Source organism: Nocardiopsis sp. SBT366, assembly GCF_001083815.1.
In the GTDB taxonomy this organism is placed as follows: Bacteria; Actinomycetota; Actinomycetes; order Streptosporangiales; family Streptosporangiaceae; genus Nocardiopsis; species Nocardiopsis prasina.
Window position 1 is genome coordinate 28624 of the sequence record NZ_LAVM01000005.1, and the last position, 21587, is coordinate 50210.

At 68.9% G+C, this 21587-nt stretch carries 20 protein-coding genes; 8 read left to right on the top strand and 12 right to left on the bottom strand.

What is annotated here, in order from left to right; genetic code table 11:
- Positions 1-122: 122 nt before the first annotated feature.
- From ADX84_RS02410 to ADX84_RS02425, 4 genes are all read right to left on the bottom strand, one after another.
- Positions 123-971: an ABC transporter permease gene (locus ADX84_RS02410; RefSeq protein WP_049566684.1), complete on the bottom strand. Its 849-nt coding sequence runs from the start codon at positions 969-971 to the stop codon at positions 123-125.
- A gap of 125 nt (positions 972-1096) precedes the next feature.
- Positions 1097-2101: an ABC transporter ATP-binding protein gene (locus ADX84_RS02415; protein WP_049566688.1), complete on the bottom strand. Its 1005-nt coding sequence runs from the start codon at positions 2099-2101 to the stop codon at positions 1097-1099.
- Between the two features lie 686 nt (positions 2102-2787).
- Positions 2788-3387 carry a TetR/AcrR family transcriptional regulator gene (locus tag ADX84_RS02420; protein WP_049566852.1) on the bottom strand — a complete coding sequence of 200 codons (600 nt, stop codon included), beginning with the start codon at positions 3385-3387 and terminating at the stop codon, positions 2788-2790.
- A 210-nt stretch (positions 3388-3597) separates the two neighbouring features.
- A complete protein-coding gene (locus tag ADX84_RS02425; RefSeq protein ID WP_049566692.1) occupies positions 3598-5817 on the bottom strand; it encodes a (Fe-S)-binding protein in 2220 nt (739 codons plus the stop codon).
- A 545-nt stretch (positions 5818-6362) separates the two neighbouring features.
- Between ADX84_RS02425 and dnaK the strand changes: the two genes are divergently transcribed.
- From dnaK to clpB, 5 genes are all read left to right on the top strand, one after another.
- A complete protein-coding gene (gene dnaK, locus ADX84_RS02430; RefSeq protein ID WP_049566695.1) occupies positions 6363-8219 on the top strand; it encodes a molecular chaperone DnaK in 1857 nt (618 codons plus the stop codon).
- 43 nt (positions 8220-8262) lie between these two features.
- Positions 8263-8997: a nucleotide exchange factor GrpE gene (gene grpE, locus ADX84_RS02435; RefSeq protein WP_049566698.1), complete on the top strand. Its 735-nt coding sequence runs from the start codon at positions 8263-8265 to the stop codon at positions 8995-8997.
- A 148-nt stretch (positions 8998-9145) separates the two neighbouring features.
- Positions 9146-10303: a molecular chaperone DnaJ gene (gene dnaJ / locus ADX84_RS02440; RefSeq protein ID WP_049566700.1), complete on the top strand. Its 1158-nt coding sequence runs from the start codon at positions 9146-9148 to the stop codon at positions 10301-10303.
- Positions 10300-10827, top strand: coding sequence for a heat shock protein transcriptional repressor HspR (locus ADX84_RS02445; RefSeq protein ID WP_049566704.1), 528 nt, complete (start codon positions 10300-10302; stop codon positions 10825-10827). Before dnaJ ends, ADX84_RS02445 begins: the two co-directional genes overlap by 4 nt.
- A gap of 87 nt (positions 10828-10914) precedes the next feature.
- Entirely contained in the window at positions 10915-13515 is a 2601-nt protein-coding gene (gene clpB / locus ADX84_RS02450) for an ATP-dependent chaperone ClpB (RefSeq protein WP_049566707.1), read from the top strand.
- 41 nt (positions 13516-13556) lie between these two features.
- Here the strand turns inward: clpB and ADX84_RS02455 are convergent, their stop codons facing one another.
- From ADX84_RS02455 to ADX84_RS02480, 6 genes are all read right to left on the bottom strand, one after another.
- Positions 13557-13784 carry a hypothetical protein gene (locus ADX84_RS02455; RefSeq protein ID WP_049566710.1) on the bottom strand — a complete coding sequence of 76 codons (228 nt, stop codon included), beginning with the start codon at positions 13782-13784 and terminating at the stop codon, positions 13557-13559.
- Between the two features lie 222 nt (positions 13785-14006).
- On the bottom strand, positions 14007-14720 hold the full coding sequence (locus tag ADX84_RS02460) for a VOC family protein (protein WP_049566714.1): 714 nt from the start codon (positions 14718-14720) through the stop codon (positions 14007-14009).
- A 470-nt stretch (positions 14721-15190) separates the two neighbouring features.
- The gene (locus ADX84_RS26530; protein ID WP_234003821.1) at positions 15191-15640 is read right to left on the bottom strand and encodes a hypothetical protein; all 450 of its coding nucleotides are present in this window, start codon (positions 15638-15640) and stop codon (positions 15191-15193) included.
- Positions 15637-16191: an ATP-binding protein gene (locus ADX84_RS02470; RefSeq protein WP_049566718.1), complete on the bottom strand. Its 555-nt coding sequence runs from the start codon at positions 16189-16191 to the stop codon at positions 15637-15639. Before ADX84_RS02470 ends, ADX84_RS26530 begins: the two co-directional genes overlap by 4 nt.
- 99 nt (positions 16192-16290) lie before the next feature.
- Positions 16291-16809, bottom strand: coding sequence for a hypothetical protein (locus ADX84_RS02475; protein WP_049566721.1), 519 nt, complete (start codon positions 16807-16809; stop codon positions 16291-16293).
- Positions 16809-17381, bottom strand: a complete 573-nt coding sequence (locus ADX84_RS02480; protein WP_049566725.1) for an ATP-binding protein — start codon at positions 17379-17381, stop codon at positions 16809-16811. The genes ADX84_RS02475 and ADX84_RS02480 overlap by 1 nt, the downstream gene beginning before the upstream one ends.
- A gap of 471 nt (positions 17382-17852) precedes the next feature.
- On the opposite strand from ADX84_RS02480, the gene ADX84_RS02485 reads away from it, so the two are divergent.
- The 3 genes from ADX84_RS02485 (at position 17853) to ADX84_RS02490 (ending at position 19579) form a co-directional block, all read left to right on the top strand.
- Positions 17853-18701 (top strand): helix-turn-helix transcriptional regulator, encoded by an 849-nt coding sequence (locus ADX84_RS02485; RefSeq protein ID WP_049566729.1) that lies wholly within the window; start codon positions 17853-17855, stop codon positions 18699-18701.
- A gap of 9 nt (positions 18702-18710) precedes the next feature.
- Positions 18711-18899 (top strand): DUF397 domain-containing protein, encoded by a 189-nt coding sequence (locus tag ADX84_RS25220; RefSeq protein ID WP_082206260.1) that lies wholly within the window; start codon positions 18711-18713, stop codon positions 18897-18899.
- Between the two features lie 191 nt (positions 18900-19090).
- Entirely contained in the window at positions 19091-19579 is a 489-nt protein-coding gene (locus ADX84_RS02490; RefSeq protein WP_049566732.1) for a hypothetical protein, read from the top strand.
- 96 nt (positions 19580-19675) lie between these two features.
- On the opposite strand, the gene ADX84_RS02495 is transcribed toward ADX84_RS02490, so the two are convergent.
- Positions 19676-20662, bottom strand: coding sequence for an NAD-dependent epimerase/dehydratase family protein (locus ADX84_RS02495; protein ID WP_049566736.1), 987 nt, complete (start codon positions 20660-20662; stop codon positions 19676-19678).
- A 63-nt stretch (positions 20663-20725) separates the two neighbouring features.
- Positions 20726-21586 carry an alpha/beta fold hydrolase gene (locus ADX84_RS02500; RefSeq protein ID WP_049566739.1) on the bottom strand — a complete coding sequence of 287 codons (861 nt, stop codon included), beginning with the start codon at positions 21584-21586 and terminating at the stop codon, positions 20726-20728.
- Between the last annotated feature and the right edge of the window lies 1 nt (position 21587).

Consider the following 21587-nt stretch of genomic DNA (forward strand, 5'->3'; position numbering starts at 1 on the left):
CGTAAGGGCGGATCACCCCTCCACGACCGTTGTCCACAGGCCGGATCTCCGCCGGGTCCTCCCGCACGGCGGAGCCGGGTGGCCCCGTCCCGGCCTCCCGGCTCCTCCCCTGCGCCCGCTGCCTACGGCTGGCGGGGGTCCCACTTGAAGTAGCGCCGCACCAGCAGCGACAGCACCACGATCCAGGCCAGCATCACGCCGAGGGAAGGCAGCGCGCTGCCCCACAGGGCGGCGGCGCCCAGCGCCTCCGCGCCCTCGTACCCGCCGAACACGTCGTAGCCGGTGTAGGCGGCCTGGGCCATCTCGGCCGCCGGGGCGACCGGCAGGAACTGGGCGACCAGTCGGACGGGCTCGGGCATCAGGTCGAGCGGGAAGAAGACCCCACCCGTGAGGAGGAGCCCCATCATGGGGACCACGGAGAACATCTGAGCCGACTCGGCGCTGCGCACCAGCGGCGTGATCAGCAGGCCCACCAGGCTCATCGCGACGGCGCTCAGCAGCACCGCGGCCACCAGCATCACCGGGTCGGCGGGCAGGCTCCCGCCGAGCGCGGCGACCGCGCCGAGGATCAGGACCGACATCGCCAGGGAGAACAGGACGACGACCACCGTCACGCCGCCGAAGATCGCCGTCTGCGGGATCCCGCTCACCCGGAGCCGCTTGAGCACCAGCGCCTCACGGCGCGCGGCGAACACGTTGGAGGGGTGACCGATCCCCAGCATCAGGCCGATACCGATGACGGCCGACGCCAGGGTGAGGTCGTGGGTGGTGAAGTCCCCGAAGACCGGGACGCTGGGTGTCGACAGCAGCGGCAGGAAGAGGATCAGCGGCATCACCAGGTACATCAGCGCCGTCTTGTACCGGACGAAGAGGATGAACTCCGTGCGGGCCAGGCGCAGGGTCCGCTTCAGGGTGCCGGGAGAGGTCCGGTCGGTACTCGGGGTGGGAGGCCGGGTGGTGGTCGTGGTCATGGTGTCTCCTGGGTTCTGGTGCCGGGGTCGCGCGGCGGCGCGTGGTCCCGGTGACGGGGTGGGGTCGGAAAGCGACGGTCACGAGTGCCGCCGGGGTCCGCGCGACACGCGCCGGACCCGCGTCCTCACGGGGTGACGAGGTCCGAGGCGCCGTCCGCGACCTGGAGGAAGACGTCCTCCAGGGAGGCGCCGCGGACCTGGAGGTGCTGGAGGACGGCCCCCTGTTCGGCCGACCACGCGACCAGCGCGGCGACCGCGCGGTGGGCGCGCTCGGCCACGTCCCCGCCCGTGACGGTGTAGGTGGCCCACAACTCCTGGCCGCGGGTCTCCACCTCGATCGTGGCTCCGTCCACGTCGGGCAGGTCGGCAGTGCGCACGTCGCCGGGGAGCAGGAAGCTCACCCGGTCACCCCAGCCCGCGAGCACCCCGGCCAGGGTGCCCTCCACCCGGATCTCGCCCCGGTGCATGATGGCGAGCCGGTCGGCGAGGCGCTCGGCCTCCTCCAGGTAGTGCGTGGTGAGCAGGACCGCCACCCCGCTCTCCTTGAGGTCGTTGATGATCCGCCAGGTCTCGTGCCGCGCCTCGGGGTCCATACCGGTCGTGGGTTCGTCGAGGTAGAGGACCTCGGGCCGGGTCAGCAGCGCCGAACCCAGGTCGAGGCGGCGCTTCTGCCCGCCGGAGAGCTGCCGGACGCGCAGTCCGCGCTTGTCCGTGAGGTTGACCAGGTGGAGGATCTCCTCGACGTCCCGGGGGGAGGCGGCGAGGTCGCTGGTGAGCCTGAGGCTCTCGTCCACGCTCAGGTCCTCCAGGAGCCCGCTGCCCTGGAGGACGGCGTTGACCCGCTCCCGCACGCCGGGGGGCTGGCCGAAGGGGTCCTGTCCGAACACGCGGATCGTTCCGGAGCTGGGCCGCCGGAATCCCTCCAGCGTCTCGATGGTGGTGGTCTTCCCCGCGCCGTTGGTGCCGAGAAGGGCGAAGAGCTCACCGGGCCGGATCTCGAAGGAGACGCCCCGGACCGCCTCGAATTCGCCGTAGTGCTGGTGGAGGTCGCTGACGACCACCGAGGGACCCGTGGTCGACTCGGGGTCCTGGGTCGCGGCGGAAGGTCCGGTGTGCTCTGTCGTCGTCATGCCACCAGAGTCCCTCGAACCGGGCCCCGGCTGACAGACGCCGCTGTCACCCCTCGCCGATGACACTTCATCCGCCCCCGCCGCTGACAAATGTCATCCCGGGGCCCGTCCGCGTTCCGTCCCGCGGCTCCGGCCCCTCCGCCGGACCGCGGGAACACGGCCGCGTTCGTACGTGCCCCTTCGTCAACTCACGTACGAGCGCGGCCGTCGCCGCCTGTCGGGGCCGCGCCCGTCCCCTCACACACAATGCCGGGCGCGGACCCTCGGCGGTCACCAACGTTCTACACGACTCGAACCGGGCGCGTGGTGGAATGCGGCAATTCCGAAGGGTGGATTCCCGCGACGCGAGGATTGGCTGCTTTCTTCTTGGGAAACATCGTCCCGAGGGCGCCGAGCCCGAGCCGGGCGCAGGCCGAACGCTGGTGCGAATGGCATCACCCCCGCGACCTCCGGAACGCCGAGAACCCCTGGGTGATCAGGGAAGACGGCCGTCCACACCGGACCCCAAAAAATGCGGCCACAGGCGATCACACGATCCGCGAAAGGTTTTACTGACATCTCCCGGGAATTCCTTCGGCCCGACAAAGGCGCTGGTCAGGGCCGTGACCGAAAGGGCCGATTCCGCCGTGCACCCGTTCCGGGACCAAGGACACCAATCGCGTCCCGACCGTTTCCCGCCGCGTGGCTCAGGCGGTGACCAGCCGGACCGCCGACTCCACCGCGGAGCGCTGCGCAGACAGGTCGGCCCCCTCCGGCAGGCGCGCGCAGGTGAGCCACAGGCCGTCCATGAGCACCATCAGCAGTTCCGCCGCCGCCTCCGGTTCCTGCCCCGGGGCGAGCTCACCCTGGTCCCTCGCGTACTCCAGGGCGACGCGGAGGTGCCCCCTGGCCTGGGTGTCCAGTTCGGCCAGCACCCCGGCGAAGACCGGGTCCACGGCCGCGCGTGCGTAGAAGGCGGCCCAGATCCGCGTCTGGGCCCGGCGCCGCTCGTCGGTGGGGAGCAGGTCCAGGAGCACCTGCCGTAGCCCCTCAGCGACGGTGAGGACCACCGGGCCGACCCGGAACCGGCCGAAGCGCGCGGACACCTCCTCGACGGAGGCACGCAGCGCGAAGTGCAGCAGATCGTCCTTGGTGGCGAACTCCCGTTGCACGGCGCCCACGGACAGCCCCGCCTCGGCGGCGACCACCCGCACGCTGACCCCTTCGAGCCCCTCCCGGGCGGCGATGCGGTGGATCGCCTCGGCGACCCGATCCCGTCGGGCTTCCCTGTCTACGACCTTCGGCACGAGGTCATTCTGGCACACCCCCGCTTTTTCGATACACCCGTATCGAGCTGGGAGAGCTTCTGGAGGTTCCCGGAAAACGGGCAGGTCGGACCAGTGGCCAGGCGGCTCCCGGCCCCGGACACGCGGAGGGGGCGGGGTGCGCGTGGCACCCCGCCCCCTCCGAGCACGGATCGTCGTCACCGCACCGGGGCCCGCCCCGGCGCGGCACGGCTACTGGGCGTCGGCGGTCTCCTTCTCCTCGCCCGGGGCCGGGTTCTCACCCTTGACCGAACGCAGGAGCAGCTGGGAGACGTCGACGACCTCCAGCGACTCCTTGGCCTCGCCCGACGACTTCTTCTCGTTGATCGCGTCACCGAGCATGACCTGGCAGAACGGGCACGCGGTGGAGACGGTGTCCGGGTTGGTGGTCAGCGCCTCGTCCACACGCTCGGTGTTGATGCGCTTGCCGATCCGCTCCTCCATCCACATGCGGGCACCACCGGCGCCGCAGCAGAAGCCACGCTCCTTGTGGCGGTGCATCTCCTGCGTCTTGACGCCGGGCACCTGCGCCATGATGTCGCGCGGGGGCGTGTACACCTTGTTGTGGCGGCCAAGGAAGCACGGGTCGTGGTAGGTGATGTTCTCGTCGATCGAGTTCACCGGGGTGAGCTGCCCCTCCTCGACCAGCTTGGCCAGCAGCTGGCTGTGGTGGATCACCTCGTAGGTGCCGCCCAGCTGCGGGTACTCCTTGGCCAGCGTGTTGAAGCAGTGCGGGCAGCTGGCCACGATCTTCGTGACCCCGGCCTCGTTGAGCGTCTCCACGTTCTGCTGGGCCAGCATCTGGAAGACGTACTCCATGCCGAGGCGGCGCGCGGGGTCACCGGTGCAGGCCTCCATGCCGCCCAGGACGGCGAACTTCACGCCCGCGATGTCCAGCAGCTCGGCGATGGCCTTCGTGGTCTTCTTGGCGCGGTCCTCCAGGGCACCGGCGCAGCCGACCCAGAACAGGTACTCCGTGCCCTCGGGCAGCTTGTCCTCGACGACCGGGACCTCGACCGGGTTCTCCTGGGAGGCGAGCTCCTCGATCCAGTCCATGCGCCGGTCCTCGGCCATGCCCCACGGGTTGCCCTTGTTCTCAAGGTTCTTGAGCAGGGTGTTGGCCTCGGACGGGAAGTTGGACTCGACCATGACCTGGTAGCGGCGCATGTCCAGGATGTGGTCGATGTGCTCGATGTCGACCGGGCACTGCTCCACGCACGCACCGCAGTTGGTGCAGGCCCACAGCTCGTCGGGGTGGATGACGCCACCCTCCTCCTCGGTGCCGACCAGCGGCTTGTTGAGGAGGGCGAGGACGTCGACTCCGGCGTGGCTATCGTCGGCGCCCTCGGCGATGGTCTCCTCGGTGATGCCCTTGAGGAGGTAGGGGGCCTTCTCGTAGGTGTGCTTCTGGAGGTCGAGGATGACCTTCTTGGGGGAGAGCGGCTTGCCGGTGTTCCAGGCGGGGCACTGGGACTGGCAGCGGCCGCACTCGGTGCAGCTGGTGAAGTCCAGGAGGCCCTTCCAGGTGAAGTCCTCCAGCTTGCCGGCGCCGAACGGGTCCTCGTCCGGGTCGGCCTCCTCGAAGTCGAGGGGCTTGGTGCCGGACTTGTCCATCATCTGCTTGGCGGCGCCGAGGGTCGGGGTGCCGTCGGCGTTGCGCTTGAAGTAGATGTTGAACGGCGCGATGAAACGGTGCCAGCCGATGCCCATGGTGAGCTTGAAGTACAGGATCGCGAAGAACGCGTAGCTGATGATCAGCTTGAACGCGGCGACCAGGGCGATGGCGGGCTCGGCCACGGCGACGTCGGTCGGCAGGATCGCTCCGACGGCGTGGGAGATCGGGGTGGCCCAGACCGGGAACGGGAAGTCCTCGATGGCGACCTTGAGACCGCGGATCACGAAGATCGAGATCAGCAGGGCCCACAGGTAGGCCTCGACGTAGTACGCGGTCCACGTCTTGGAGTTGTAGAAGCGGGAGTCCCGGCCCTTGCGGTGGGGGCCGTTCAGCAGGCGGTAGACCGTCAGACCGATGATGCTGACGAGGCTGGCCCCGGCGATGATCTCGATGGCCAGGCCGTAGAGGACCCAGTCGTGGATCAGCGGCAGCTTGAAGTGCGGGTAGAAGACCTCACCCTGCGCCTCGATCACCGTGAAGACCAGCAGCGGGAAGGAGACCATCACGAACCAGTGGGCCACACCGACCCACGGCCGCTTGAGCATCCTCGTGTGTCCGAGGATCTCGATGAGCGTCATCGTGAACCGTTGTCCGAACGGCCCCTTCCGCTCCGGCTCCACCGTTCGGCCGACACCCACGGTTCGCACGATCTGGCGAAGGGCCAGACCGAACAAGGTGAACGCGACCACGGCGAAGACCGAGGTGATGATGCCCAGCGTCAAGTACAGAGGATGCATCGTCCGTGGCCTCCCATCCTGCTTCCGTCTACCGGTGCGCCACACACCGGTGGTCCCTATTGATGTTACTAGCGAGTAATAGCACGGTGGCCACCGACCCGGAGTCCACCCGCTCGGCGGCGGGTGCCCACGGTAGCCAGTCGCGAGGCGACTCGGTTCACGCGGGTGCGCACCGGCACACCCCGAACACACCGCACACCCCCATCAAAGCGGACCGGGGGCACGACACGGGCCACCCGACCCCCGGGACAACCCCCCGCCGTGTCGCGGCGCGCCGCGACACGGCGGGGGGTTGTCCCGGGGCGGGTGGCCCGTGTCGCGCCCCCGGCATCCCTGGTTTCCAGGTCAAGGATGTCCCCGAGTTCTCCCGGGGTTCACCCGATCCCCTCGTGAAATCGACCCAGGTCGGGAACATCCCCGCACGGCCACCCGTTGTCAGGGCGTAGGAAGCAACTTGAGTGGGGTCGACTCAACTGACTTGACAGCCCCAACCCGACGAAGCAAAATTACGCCTGAACGACTCAACTTTGACGGAGGAAACAACCATGGCACGTGCGGTCGGAATCGACCTCGGTACGACGAACTCGTGTGTCGCGGTCCTTGAGGGTGGCGAGCCGACGGTCATCACCAACGCCGAGGGCTCCCGCACCACCCCTTCGGTCGTGGCCTTCGCCAAGAACGGTGAGGTGCTCGTCGGCGAGGTGGCCAAGCGTCAGGCCGTCACCAACGTCGACCGGACCATCCGCTCGGTGAAGCGTCACATCGGCACCGACTGGTCGGTGCAGATCGACGACAAGACCTTCAACCCGCAGCAGATCAGCGCCTTCATCCTCCAGAAGCTCAAGCGCGACGCCGAGGCCTACCTGGGCGAGGACGTGACCGACGCGGTCATCACCGTCCCGGCCTACTTCAGCGACTCGCAGCGCCAGGCCACCAAGGAGGCCGGCACGATCGCGGGCCTGAACGTCCTGCGCATCATCAACGAGCCCACCTCGGCCGCGCTCGCCTACCACCTGGAGAAGGAGGACGAGGCGACGATCCTCGTCTACGACCTCGGTGGCGGCACCTTCGACGTCTCCCTCCTCGAGGTGGGCGACGGCGTCGTGGAGGTCAAGGCGACCAACGGCGACAACCACCTCGGCGGCGACGACTGGGACCAGTCGATCGTCGACTGGCTGGTCGAGAAGTTCAAGAACTCCAACGGCGTGGACCTCGCCAAGGACAAGATGGCGCTCCAGCGTCTGCGCGAGGCCGCCGAGAAGGCCAAGATCGAGCTCTCCAGCTCCAGCGAGACGCAGATCAACCTGCCCTACATCACGGCCTCGGCCGAGGGCCCGCTGCACCTGGACGAGAAGCTCACCCGCGCCGAGTTCCAGCGCCTGACCGCTGACCTGGTCGAGCGGACCAAGACCCCGTTCCAGCAGGTCATCAAGGACGCCGGGATCAGCCTCGACCAGATCCACCACGTGGTCCTGGTCGGCGGGTCGACCCGTATGCCCGCCATCGCCACGCTGGTCAAGGAGATGACCGGCGGGCAGGACCCCAACAAGGGCGTCAACCCGGACGAGGTCGTGGCCATCGGCGCCGCGCTCCAGGCCGGTGTGCTCAAGGGCGAGGTCAAGGACGTCCTGCTGCTGGACGTCACCCCGCTCTCCCTGGGCATCGAGACCAAGGGCGGCGTGTTCACCAAGCTCATCGAGCGCAACACGACCATCCCGACCAAGCGCTCCGAGATCTTCACGACGGCCGACGACAACCAGCCGTCCGTGCAGATCCAGGTGTACCAGGGCGAGCGTGACATCGCCCAGTACAACAAGAAGCTGGGCGTCTTCGACCTGACCGGTCTGCCCCCGGCGCCGCGCGGCGTCCCGCAGATCGAGGTCGCCTTCGACATCGACGCCAACGGCATCGTCAGCGTCACCGCGAAGGACCTGGGCACCGGCAAGGAGCAGTCCGTCACCATCTCCGGTGGTTCGGCGATGTCCAAGGACGACATCGACCAGATGGTCCGCGACGCCGAGCAGTACGCCGAGGAGGACCGCAAGCGCCGCGAGGAGGCCGAGGTCCGCAACAACGCCGAGTCCCTCGTCTACCAGACCGAGAAGGTCATCAAGGACAACGAGGACAAGGTCCCGGCGGACGTGCGCTCCGAGACCGAGGCCGCCGTCGCCGAGCTGAAGACCGCTCTGGAGGGCACCGACACCGAGGCCATCCGCTCCGCGAGCGAGAAGGTCGCGCTGGCCAGCCAGAAGATCGGTTCCGCGATCTACAGCCAGGGCCAGCAGGGTGAGGGCGCCGCTCAGCCCGGTTCCGAGAACGCCGACTCCTCCACCGAGGACGCGGACGTCGTCGACGCCGAGATCGTCGACGAGGAGAACGGCAAGGGCAACCAGGGGTCCTGACCCCGAGGACCGGTGAGAGGCGAGGAAGGAGGGAGCGTCGGACATGGCGCCGTCGGACAAGGACAAGAACAACCCCGAATCGGGTGACGAGAACCAGGGTCCGGTGATCCGCGACAACCGCAAGGTCGACCCCGAGACCGGCGAGGCCCGCACCCACGAGGGTGCGTCCGCCGAGGAGACCACGGACTCCGAGGAGGAGCCCGAGGTCGTCGAGGTCGAGATCGAGGACGTCCCCGAGGTTCCGGACACCCCGGAGTCCGTGGTGACCGAGGCGATCAACGCGGACGAGCGGGTCATCGAGCTCACCAACGACATCAAGCGGGTGCAGGCGGAGTACGCCAACTACCGCAAGCGTGTCGAGCGCGACCGCGTGGCCGTCCGTGAGGTCGCCACCACCCAGGTCGTCGGCGAACTCCTGCCGATCCTGGACGACATCGGTCGGGCCCGTGAGCACGACGAGCTCAACGGCGGGTTCAAGGCGGTGGGTGAGGCCCTGGAGGCCACTGCCACCAAGCTGGGCCTGGAGAAGTACGCCGAGCAGGGCGACGAGTTCGACCCGAACGTCCACGAGGCGCTCACCCTGGTTCCGGTTCCGAACATCTCCGTCCAGACGGTGATCGAGGTGTTCCAGCCTGGGTACCGCATGGGTGAGCGGGTTCTGCGCCCCGCCCGCGTGGTGGTCGGCGAGCCGCTGGAGGGCGCGGGGGACGACGAGTCCGCCGCCCCGTCCTCGGACGCCGACGACTCCACCGCCGAGAACGGCGAGGACAAGCAGTAACAACGCCTCGAGCAGGCAGGCATGGACCCGGCCGTGGCCGACGTGAGAGCGTCGGTCACGGCCCCGGGCCGCCCCCGGCACCCCAGCGGTACGGGGCCACGTGGAAACATCGGACGCAACCGGCACCAGCGGGAGAAGGCACCAGTCGATGAGCACCAAGGACTACCTGGAGAAGGACTACTACAAGGTCCTGGGAGTCTCAAAGACGGCCTCCAAGGACGAGATCAAGTCGTCCTACCGCAAGTTGGCCCGGGAGAACCACCCGGACGCGAACACCGACGACCCCAAGGCCGAGGACCGCTTCAAGGAGATCTCCGAGGCGTACAACGTCCTGTCGGACGAGAAGCGCCGTAAGGAGTACGACGAGGCGCGCTCCATGTTCGGCGGGTCGTACCGGCCCGGCGGCGCCGGTCCCGGCGGGTTCGACATGAGCGACATCTTCGGCCAGAGCTCCGGCGGCGGGGCCGCTGGCGGAGAGCGCCTGAGCGACATCTTCGGCGGACTGTTCGGCAACCGCGGGCGGGGCGGCACCGCCACCCGCAGCAGGCGCGGATCCGACGTCGAGACCGAGGCGACACTGAGCTTCCGCGAGGCCGCGGACGGGGTGACCCGTTCGTTCCAGCTGAGCAGCGAGGCCCCGTGCCCCACGTGCAAGGGCACGGGAGCGCGCGCCGGCACGGCCCCGCGCATGTGCCCCAAGTGCAGCGGCACCGGGCACGACAGCACCAACCTGGGCGGCTTCTCGCTGTCCGAGCCGTGCAGCGAGTGCAGGGGACGCGGCCTCGTGGTCGACGACCCCTGCCCCACCTGCACCGGCAGCGGACGCGGCAAGAGCACCCGCACCATACAGACCCGCATCCCGGCCGGAGTCAACGACGGCCAGCGCATCCGCATCAAGGGCAAGGGCGCCCCCGGCGAGCACGGCGGCCCCAACGGTGACCTCTACGTCGTCGTCCACGTGAAGGGGCACCCGGTGTTCGGCAGGAACGGCGACAACGTGACCATCACCGTTCCGGTGACCTTCCCCGAGGCGGCCCTGGGCGCCGACGTCCGGGTACCCACCCTCGGCGGCTTCCCGGTCACCGTGAAGGTGCCGCCGGGCACCCAGAACGGGCGCACGCTGCGGGTGCGCGGCAAGGGCGGCACCCGCAAGGACGGAACCACGGGGGACATGCTCGTCACCTTCGAAGTGGCCGTGCCCCAGATCCTCAACGGCGACGCCCGTGAGGCCCTGGAGAAGTTCCGCGCGGCGACCTCCGACTACGACCCGCGCGACGGGCTCGAAGCGCGGGCGAAGGGCGCGTGAACAACGTGAACGATCCTGCCTTCGGCGTCGACGCACCGGTCTACGTGATCTCGGTGGCCGCTGAGCTGGCCGGGATGCATCCGCAGACGCTGCGGCAGTACGACCGGCTCGGGATCGTGTCTCCGGGCCGTACCTCCGGCCGGGGTCGCCGGTACTCCATGCGTGACGTACGGACGCTGCGCGAGGTGCAGCGCCTGTCGCAGGAGGAGGGCATCAACCTCGCCGGTATCAAGCGGATCCTGGAGTTGCAGCACGAGGTGGAGCAGCTGCGCGAGCAGGCGTTCCACCTGGCCAACGAGCTTGAGGCGGCCCGCCGGGCGGTGTCCCGGCGGGGCCGTCCGGCCCGTCCCGAGGGCGGGCCGGTACGCGGGGAGCTGGTGCGCCGCACCCGCGTCACGATCTTCAACACCGCCGATCCCGAGGGCGAGCACCCGGACCAGGGCCGCCAGGGCGGGGCGGGCGGCCAGAGTGGCCCCGGTGGCCGGGGGGACGAGCCCGAGACGGGCGGTCCGGCCCAGGGCTGACCGACGGGAACCGCGATGCGGGACCCGAAGAGTTCGGCCCAGCATGATCACTCTGAGTAACAATATATGTGGAAGGAGTAACCGGACGTGAACTACAAGCTCACGCGGAAGAGCCAGGAGGCCCTGGCCTCCGCGATCCGTGAGGCCACCGCCGACGGCAGCCCGCAGACCGAGCCGCTGCACCTGCTGAAGGCCCTGCTCGACCAGGCCGAGGGCATCACCCGACCGCTGCTCAAGGAGGTCGGCGCCAACCCCGACCAGCTCAAGGACAAGGTCGAGTCCGCCATCGGCGCCCTTCCCAAGGCGGCCGGTTCGACGGTCAGTTCCCCGACCTCCTCGCGCCAGCTCATCGCCTCCATCAACACCGCCGCCCAGCGCGCGCAGCAGATGGAGGACGAGTACGTCTCCACCGAGCACCTGCTGGTCGGGCTGGCCACCGACGGCGGTGAGGCGGCCCGGCTGCTCAACGAGGCCGGGGCCGCCCCGGACACGCTGCTGGAGGCCTTCGAGCGGGTACGCGGCACCGGCAAGGTCACCTCGGAGAACCCCGAGGACACCTACCAGTCGCTGGAGAAGTTCGGTGTGGACCTCACCGAGCGCGCCCGTGAGGGCAAGGTGGACCCGGTCATCGGGCGGGACGGGGAGATCCGCCGGGTCATCCAGGTCCTGAGCCGACGCACGAAGAACAATCCCGTGCTCATCGGTGAGCCCGGCGTGGGCAAGACCGCCGTGGTCGAGGGCCTGGCCCAGCGCATCGTGGCCGGTGACGTCCCGCAGTCGCTGCTGGGCAAGCGCCTGATCAGCCTCGACCTGTCCGCGATGGTGGCGGGCGCCAAGTACCGGGGCGAGTTCGAGGAGCGGCTGAAGGCGGTGCTCTCGGAGATCAAGGAGTCCGAGGGCCAGGTCATCACGTTCATCGACGAACTCCACACCATGGTGGGGGCGGGCGCGGCCGAGGGCGCCATGGACGCGGGCAACATGCTCAAGCCGATGCTGGCCCGGGGCGAGCTGCGCATGGTGGGCGCGACCACCCTGGACGAGTACCGGGAGAAGATCGAGAAGGACCCCGCGCTGGAGCGCCGCTTCCAGCAGGTCATGGTGGGCGAGCCGTCCGCCACGGACACCATCGCCATCCTGCGCGGGCTCAAGGGGCGCTACGAGGCGCACCACAAGGTGCAGATCTCCGACTCCGCCCTGGTGGCCGCCGCGACGCTGTCCGACCGCTACATCACCGCGCGGTTCCTGCCCGACAAGGCGATCGACCTCATCGACGAGGCGGCCTCCCGGCTGCGCATGGAGATCGACTCCAGCCCCGTGGAGATCGACGAACTGCGCCGCACGGTGGACCGGCTCAAGATGGAGGAGATGGCCCTCGACAAGGAGTCCGACCCCGCGAGCCAGCAGCGGCTGGAGCGGCTGCGCGCCGACCTCGCCGACCGCCAGGAGCAGCTCACCGGCCTCGTGGCCCGGTGGGAGCAGGAGAAGGCCGGACTGAACCGGGTCGGCGACCTCAAGGGCCAGCTGGACGAGATGCGCACCAAGGCCGAGCTGGCCGAGCGCGAGGGCCGCTTCGAGGAGGCCTCCCGGCTGATGTACGGGGACATCCCGCAGTTGGAGAAGCAGGTCGAGGAGGCTTCCAAGGCCGAGGAGAACGCCGAGGCCACCACCGGCGACACCATGGTCAAGGACGAGGTGGGCGCCGACGAGATCGCCGACGTCGTCTCCGCGTGGACCGGCATCCCCGTGGGTCGGCTGATGGAGGGCGAGACCTCCAAGCTGCTGCGCATGGAGGACGAGCTGGGGCAGCGGCTGATCGGCCAGAAGGACGCCGTGCAGGCGGTGTCCGACGCGGTGCGCCGGGCCCGGGCGGGGATCTCCGACCCGGACCGCCCCACGGGTTCGTTCCTGTTCCTCGGCCCGACCGGTGTGGGCAAGACCGAGCTGGCCAAGGCCCTGGCCGAGTTCCTGTTCGACGACGAGCGCGCGATCGTGCGTATCGACATGAGCGAGTACTCGGAGAAGCACTCGGTGTCCCGGCTCGTGGGCGCGCCCCCCGGCTACGTGGGCTACGAGGAGGGCGGCCAGCTCACCGAGGCCGTGCGGCGCCGCCCGTACACGGTGGTGCTGCTGGACGAGGTGGAGAAGGCCCACCTGGAGGTGTTCGACACCCTGCTCCAGGTGTTGGACGACGGGCGCCTCACCGACGGTCAGGGCCGTCAGGTGGACTTCCGCAACACCATCCTCATCCTCACCTCCAACCTCGGTTCTCCGTTCCTGGTGGACCAGTCACTGGAGGAGGCCACCCGCAGGGAACGCGTCATGGACGTCGTGCGGGCCACGTTCAAGCCGGAGTTCCTCAACCGGCTGGACGACGTGATCATGTTCGACGCGCTGTCCACGGAGGATCTGACCCGGATCGTCGACATCCAGGTGGACAAGCTGGCCCGGCGTCTGGCCGACCGGCAGTTGTCGCTGGACGTGACCCCGGCGGCCCGGGAGTGGCTGGCGCTGACCGGATACGACCCGAACTACGGCGCCCGCCCGCTGCGCCGCCTGGTGCAGTCCAGCATCGGCGACCCGCTCGCCCGCGAGCTGCTCTCGGGTGAGCTGACCGACGGGGACAGCATCCGGGTGGATGTCAACGACGAGCGCGACAAGCTGAACGTGACCACCCGCAAGGCGGCCTGACCGGCGGCGAGGGACCGTGCGCGGTCCCTCGCCGTCCCGGTTCAGAGGATCAGGAGGATCCCCAGCCCGCTCAGCACCAGACCGACGACGATCGCGGTCCAGGCGTAGCCGGTGAAGCGGGCCCGTTCCTCCTCGTCCTCCTTGCCCATCGCCACCGCCGCGAAGGCCACGCCGACGACGCCGCCGATCAGGTTGCAGCACACGAGCGTGAGGATGGCGACGGTGAGGGCGGCTCCGGGGCTGCTGTCACCAGAGGACGTGTGGGCCATGGGTACTCCAGGGTCGGGGGATGTCACTCCGTGGGATGCCCTCTGGGGCTCGGTGGTTTGCGGGGACGACCGGCCATTTCTGCACGTTGTCGGAAAACGGACACAGATATCATTGGTCACTTCGTTCGAGCGCTGTCGGCGAAGTACACCGCTCATCAGGCTGAATACGGCATCGCCGGTATCCGATACCGATCGCCTCACTCACGGCCCGAACATGAGAACTCAGATCGGCGCTTTCAGCAGCCTGAACTCGTTCCCCGAAGGGTCGGTCAGCAGATGCCAGGGGGCCTCGTCCTCGGTTTCCACACGAACCGCGCCCCTTTTCACCAACAGTTCCAGGGCGTCGGCCTCCCGTTCGTCCTTGTCGAGACGCAGGGCCAGGCCCATGACGTTCGGTTCGGCCGCGGGCTTGGGGCCGAGCTCGTCACAGAACGCCAAGTGGATGCCGAGACCGTGCGGGGGACGCAGCTCCGGGGCGTTCCCCTCGGCGGGTGTCCAGCCGGTGATCCGGGCCCAGAAGTCCCGATCGGCCCGAGGGCGCGCGGAGTCCACGGGCAGTGAGCCCAGCCCGGGTCCTGCCTGCTCATAGCGATCGCCGGGCATCACACAGAACAGGTTTCCCTCGACGTCGGCCAGCACCTCCCATGCAGCGTCCCCCTGCCCCACATCGCGGGGGGACGCGCCCAGCGAGCACAGGGTTCGGGCCCAGGACCGGTGGTCACTCCCCCCGTTGAGGTCGAGGTGCAGCCGCGTGATGGCTGTCGCGGACCCAGGTGTGGAGGTCGGGGCCGCCATGACGCGTAGCGGCACACCCGAGGTCGGAAGCAGCAGGCCGAATGCCTCTCCACGCACGATCGGCACCCTCAGGGCCTGCGACCAGAAGCGGGCCAGGGTGGTGGGATCGTCGGCCTGGAGGGTGATCGAGTCCAAGAGCATGGCGTGGAGGGTAACGCGGGGGTGCGACCCTCGGAGCGAGCTCCCTCCGCAGTGCTCCTTCAGCTGCGACCACGTGGCCGAAACTGCTCGGGGCCGTCGCTTCCTCACAGGGTGGAAAGCCGCAGCTTACCGATACCAGCCGCGCGGACACCGAGGCAATCACCCAGAAAGTGCGCCTCTATTTCTGATAGCCGCGATTGCCCACATTCGCGAGAAGTAGTTAGTCTGACGGAGTTGGGCTATGGTTCCGTCGACTTGTGGAGGTGCACATGTGGGATTGGGTGTAACAGCTGATTCTCAGTTACGCGCGGAAATGACGCCTCAGGGCTCGTGAACGCGCAGGCCAACGAGACTGCCCCCGCGCCTGTGGGGGACCCAGCGGCCCTCAGAACTCTCTGGGGGCCGTTCTGCTTCTCGCACGCGGGGACGGTCGGGGCCCGGTGGGTTCCGGGTCCCGACCTCCGGTCGGTTCAGGTCAGGATGCCGGTGTGTTGGGTGAGGTTCTGGTCCAGGATCTCCAGGGCGTTGAGGCCCAGGAGGAGGGTGGAGCTGATGGCGGTGGCGGGCCATCCCCACCACGGGCGAGGTGCCCTGTGACGGCCCCGAGGCGGGACCGGTTCGGGCTCAGCAAGGGAAGCGGCCTCGGCCGCTTTTTGCGCGGCCTGCTCGCGGTGTTGGCGAGCCACGCGCACCCAGTGCGGGACGGGGCCGTGTTCGAGCATGTAGGCCACCCGGGGGTTGTCGCCCATCTGGCGTAGGAGGCGTTCCTGGCGGTCCTGGTGCGTCTCGGTCCAGGCGGACTCTGATTGCAGGGCCGGGACGGCGGGCCGGGGTGAACGCGCGTTCGTCCGGGGGAAGCGGTGGCCTCGGGGTGCGGTCAGGACCGACCGGATCTGCGCGCTGACCTGGGATCCGCTCATCGGGCAGCCCCGCCACAGGTGTCCCCACCGCAGGCCAGTGCGGGGTGGGTGAACTCGGCCCAGATGACGGTGCCCAGCCCGGCGCAGAACGGGAAGTCCAGCACCGGCCGGACCCCCCACCGGGTGGCGAGGCGACCGAGCAGCAGCAGGCCCCGGCCACGTTCGGCCTGATCCCACCCCTTGCGCGTACGACGACGCGGAACCTTCGGAGAAGAGTCCGAGGTGGTGTTGGTGCGGGTGCCGTCATCGATGATCGAGACCCGGACCGTGCCCGGACGGGGCAGTTCCAGGGTCCGCACGACCCGTCCGTCGGGGTCCTGCCCGGAACGGGAGTGCTCGCAGGCGTTGGCGAACATCTCGCTCAGACACAACACCATCTCCTCCCTCGCCTCGACCGGCAGGCCGGTCATTCGGCCGAGGTCCACGGCCAGGTCGGCGCGGACCTGGCGGATCTGGGTGAGCTGGCCCGGGTAGACGCGGCACTCCCACCGAGGCACGGCGGGTGGGGTGATCGAGTGGTTGGGGGCATGGGTGTGCGGCACAATGGGCATGTCGGCAATCTCTTCCTTAGATGAGTGGTGCTTGTCGGCCTGCTCTGGGGGTGTTGACGCACCCGCCAGAGCTTTTTCATGGAAGGGCTTCGGGGGCTCTCAGGCAGCGGGCGGAGGTTCCGGGTCACTCCTGTGAACACCCAGGTGCCGGTGGGCGAGCAGCCGCAGGAGTTCGGTGCGGTTGGGTGCGGTGATGCGCTCGTAGGGGTCGCCGTCACCGGTCCAACCCAAGGGACGGCGCGCCACGTAGACCTCGTTCGGGTGCTTGCCTTCGATGGTCATGTTCCAGTGCTTGTGCAGCAGGGTGCAGAGCACGTGTTCGGGAACCGGGAGACTCTCGCAGGGGTCGCTCTGCTTCGGGACCGCGCCCGCTACCGGCCTGTTGCCGGGAACCCGGGTGGGTGCGGGGTGATCGTGGATGGCCCGGTCGATCAGCTGCATCGCCACCTCGGCGTCGCTCTCCTCCCGGGCGATCCGCAGGGCCTCCAGGACCAGGGGGATGCGGTTGCGAAGGGTGTGGTTGTGCCACACGTCCAGCTGCGCGGGAGTGAGATGGGTGGGCGCGGTCAGGGCGTCCTCGGCAACGGCCAGCATGTCCCTGGTGTCGACGTCCAACATCAGCACTCCACCTCAGCTTCTTCGGTGTTGATCCGCGTCCGGGGGCTGTCAGCCAGGGCGTGGGACAGGTGGAACCAGACCTGCCGGAGCTTCGAGTTGCCGTTGTCTCCCCACCGGTCCGCCAACGCGTTGACCAGCCCCAAACCGATCCCCTGGCCAGTGGTGGAGCCGAGGGGGTCCAGGTTGCTGGCGGTGAGCGGGCCGGGGGCCATGAGGTGACGGGTGCCCTGGTCCTGGCAGGTCAGCGTCATCCCGGTCGCGCCCCTGTCCACGGTGAGTGAGTAGGTGCTGCCGTGCTCACTCGACAGAGCGTGGGCGAGGGCGTTGTTGGCCAGTACCGAGCCCAGGAGGGTGAACAGGAACTGGTGGTCCTTGCTGCATTCGGCGGCGCTGGTGTCCAGGACCGCTCGCACTAGAGGCATGAGGCCGGGGAGTCCGGCGAAGGCGTCCTTGCGCCTACGGAAGGGCGTTCCCACGGTTCGAGAGAAGTAGTGGGCGTGGAACGGCTTGATGCAGTTGGCCAGGGGGACCGTCGACTCACGGTGGGTCAGCTCGGGAGAGAGCGCACTCACAGGGCAACCGCCCAGCGCCGCAACCCGGCCATGACAGCCTCCAGGACCTGCATGGGGGCGGAATCGATCGGCCGCCGCGGCGAGGGGATCAACGGCCCCCGAGAGCGAGAAGTGGTGCGGCCGGGGTTCGCGGCGAAGGCCCGCACACGCGCGGCCTGCCTGGGACGACGGCGATGGAACGCTCCGGACGCGAGATGGCACATGCATGCCAGCGCGGAGAGCTTCAGGGATCGGGGCGCCATGGGCGCACACCTCCGGTAAGGACCGTGCCGGGTGGGAAGCCCAGCGGGGAGCTTGGTGCCTCCCATGCTGACCCATGAAGAGCAAATCTGCAATATCCACGTCACATGGATAATAAGATTAGCGTGAATCAACCACACAATGTGAATGGTGCGACAAATGTCGGGTTTTCATGCACGGAGCGTAGGATCAGGAGCCCAGCCACCCCACGTCCGTAGGAGGGACGACACTTTGGCCGCCAGCCCCACACTGCGAAGAAAGCGCCTGTCACGGCAGCTCAATGCACTCAGGGCGGAGAGCGGCCTCACTGTGGACGCCGTCGCAAAGAAGGCGAAAGCGTTGAGACCCGACCGGCCGTGGTCTGCCGCCAAGCTCACTCGGCTGGAAACTCAGCAGTGGAAGCGGCTCCACACCGATGACCTGCTCGCACTTCTGGACGTCTACAGCGTCACTGACAAGGCGGAGCGGGCCTCCTACGTGCGCACCGCCACCGAGGCATCACAGACGGGTTGGTGGGTGAACTACTCCGACATCCTCGGCTCTGGCGCCTACGTTGACCTGGAGACTGAGGCCTCCCGCATCCGCACATACGAGGCCTTCTACATTCCAGGCCTGCTCCAGACAGAGGAGTACGCCCGCTCCGTCATCAGCGCCGGTGTCACCGACACCCGCCAAATTGAACGGCGCGTGGAGGCTCGGATGGTGCGGCAAGCGCTCCTCAGCCCTGATGCAGGACCGAAGCTGTGGGCGATCCTTGATGAAGCCGCCTTTCACCGAATTCCCGCCGCTGTCCTCCCCAGCCAGGTGGAACACCTTCTTGAAGTCCAAAAGCCCGATGCCCGGGTTCAGATTCAGATCCTGCCGTACAGCAGTGGGCCGCACGCAGCGATGACGGGCCAGTTTGTCATCCTGGACTTCCCAGCGGACCCGTCCACGGTGTACTTGGAGCAGTCGGTGAGCGGCCTGTTCCCGGAGGACCCCGTGGTCTTGGACCATTACGAGATGCTGTACGACCGAGTGCACGCCCAGGCGCTGAGCGTCGAAGCGTCGCGCGACTTCCTGAAGAACCTGATCGAGTAGAGGACCGTCATGCCTGCCGCATCCCAACTGGCATTCCGAAAGAGCAGCTACAGCAGCGCCACCGGGCAGAACTGTGTCGAGGTCGCTGACGTCCCTGGTCTGTCCGCCGTGCGTGACACCCAGAACCAGGAAGCTGGACACCTGGAGTTCCCTGCCCAGGAGTGGGCGGCATTGCTGTCCACTGCGATCCGCCCGTAGCGGTAACGCCAGTGGCCCCCGGTCAGTTGACCGGGGGCCACTGGCGTTCCTACCAGAAGCATCCCGCGAACACGGTGCCTCGCTGCCCCGCACGCGGATGTGCGTATGTAGTTCTAGGTGTACGCTCCTCCACAAGTGACTTTTGATGTAATACATCGAGTGACAATCAGCGGCCACATTTCGGAGGAGACGTGTCTGATCGCAAGACCGAGGATCTGGTCACTCTCAAGGAATGGGCCGCCCGGTGCGGATACAACCATGACTACGTGGTGCGCGTCATGCCTCGTTACTACCCCGACTTCCCCGCCCCGGAGCGCACGCGCCTCGGGGCGAGCGCCAGGGGCGGTGGTGGAGGCAGCAACCTGTACGACGCGGCCAAACTGGCCCCTTTCGAGCCGCACGGGCCCGACCCGGTGGAGCTGGCCGAGGAGGACCTGGACAAGCAGGTCACCCTGGGTGGGTTCGCCAAGTTGATCGGGGTCAACACCGGCAGCCTGGTCCAGGTCAAGGACGACCGCCCGGACACGCTGCCCTTCACCGTGGACGGCCAGCGCCACTGGTACCCCCGGGCCAGGTACTACGCCCGCGATCTGCTGTTGATGTGGAACAACCGTCCTGGCGCAGGGGCTGGCTCGGACAAGCGCCGCCCGGCCCTGCCCTGGCACCGCCCTACCCCGTGAAGTCGTGAGTTCTGGCACCGGGCCGACCCAGCCCTGACTCGACGATGCCCCTCAATCGAAGCCTCGCCCCAACCCGAAGGCCAGCTTCCAGGAACCTCACAACCCCAGGACGCGGGCCTCGACCTCCGGGTCCAGGCCCACCTTGGGACGGTCCGGTCGCTGCTCTGCTTCCCCGCCCACGGACTCCAGCCACGCCCAGGTGTCCGCGACGGTCTCCTCCACCGGCCTACAACGCAGCCCGGTCGCGAGCGCGCGGTCGACATTCCCCTGATGCAGGAACCCGTGCAGCTCGCCCGGGGGCAGCCAGACCGGCAGTTCCCGCCAAGGAGCGATCCCGGCCTCCGCGATGACCTCGGGTGAGGTCCAGCGCAGGTCCGCGTCGGAGCCGGTGACCTCCCTGCACGCCGCCAGGAAGCCCTCCATGGTGGTGTGCCCGATCGGGCTGACCATGTTGTACGGCCCGTTCAGCCCCTTCTGCGCCGCGTCGAGGGTCCAGGCCGCGAGGTCTCGCGCGTCCACGTACTGGAGCGGGAGATCCCTCGGCCCGGGAGCCAGCACCGGCCCGCCCCTGGCGATCCGGCTGAGCCACCACGGCAACCGACCGATGTTCTCGTACGGGCCCAGGATCAGCCCCGCGCGGACGAACAGCGACCGGTCACCGAACACCGCCTCCGCCGCCAGCTCACCGCCGCGCTTGGCCCGCGCGTAGTCGGTGCCGTCGTCGTCAACGGAGGCCTCCACCACGGGGGCGTCCTCGTCGGCTCCGGGCGCGGCGGGCGAGACGTACACGGAACGGCTGGACACGTAGGAGTAGTGGCCGACCCTGCCGTGCAGCAGCCGGGCCGCGTCAGCCACCGCCACGGGGGTCTTCGCCCAGGTGTCGACCACCAGGTCCCACTCCCCCGACTCCAGGGCGGCGAGCCCGCCCGGCTCGGTGCGGTCACCGTGCCGGACCTCGGCCCCGGCGGGCGCCGCGTGCGTCCCCCGGTGGAAGACGGTGACCTCCCAGCCCCGGGCGACCGCCTCCTCCGCGACCGCTCGCCCCACGAACTCCGTACCGCCCAGAACCAGAAGTCTCGTCATGCGGCCAGTCTGGACGGTGGTCCCGGGCCGACGCCAGGGTTCCTGCCCACGGCAGAACCGGGGTCAGGCGGTGCCGCGCCGGTCCTCACCGGGACCGAGGAAGCGCAGGAGCCGCTCCGCGGTCTCGTCCGGGGCGTCCTCGGGGAGGAAGTGGCCCGCCCCCGCGATTCTCTCCTGGACGGCGGCCGGGATCGCCGCGGCGAGTTCGTCGCCCATCGCGGTGGGCATCCAGCTGTCATCCTCTCCCCACAGGACCAGGGTGGGCACGGTGACCTCGCCCAGCCGACGCACGACGTCCTCGGTGTCGCGGTAGCTGACAGCCGCGACCTGATCAATCCAGCGCCGCTGCCCCTCCTCACCAGCCCACGGTGCGAGGTAGGCAGCCGCGACCTCGTCGGTCATCGGACGGCTGGTGGCAGTGTGCACGCGGGGGTTGATGATGTCGGCGAACACGCTCGGCTCCATGGTCGCGTAGACGTCCGCGTGACGCTGCATGTGTTCGGTGAAACGGGTGTTCCACGGGCCGATGACGGCGGCGTCCAGCAGGGCGAGGCGGCGCGCGGGGACCCCTTCTACGAGGTGGGCGCGCATGACCACACCGCCACCGATGTCGTGTCCGACCAGGTCCGGCGCCTCCAGGTTCCAGTGTTCGACGAGCTCGGCCAGGGCGCGGGCCTGCCGGGCGATCGACGGGGCCACCCCCGGTGCGGGGTGGGAGCTTCCGAAACCGAGCATGTCCCACACGTGGACGGTGTGCTCCCGCGCGAGGGCGGGGACGACCCCGCGCCAGAGGTAGGACGACGCCGGGGTGCCGTGGACCAGGACCACGGGCGGGCCACCGTCCCCGAAGACCCCGGTGAGGACCTCGCCGCCGGAGAGGCGGACGCGGTCGGTGAGCTGCCAGTTTTCGGTGTCGGTCGACACA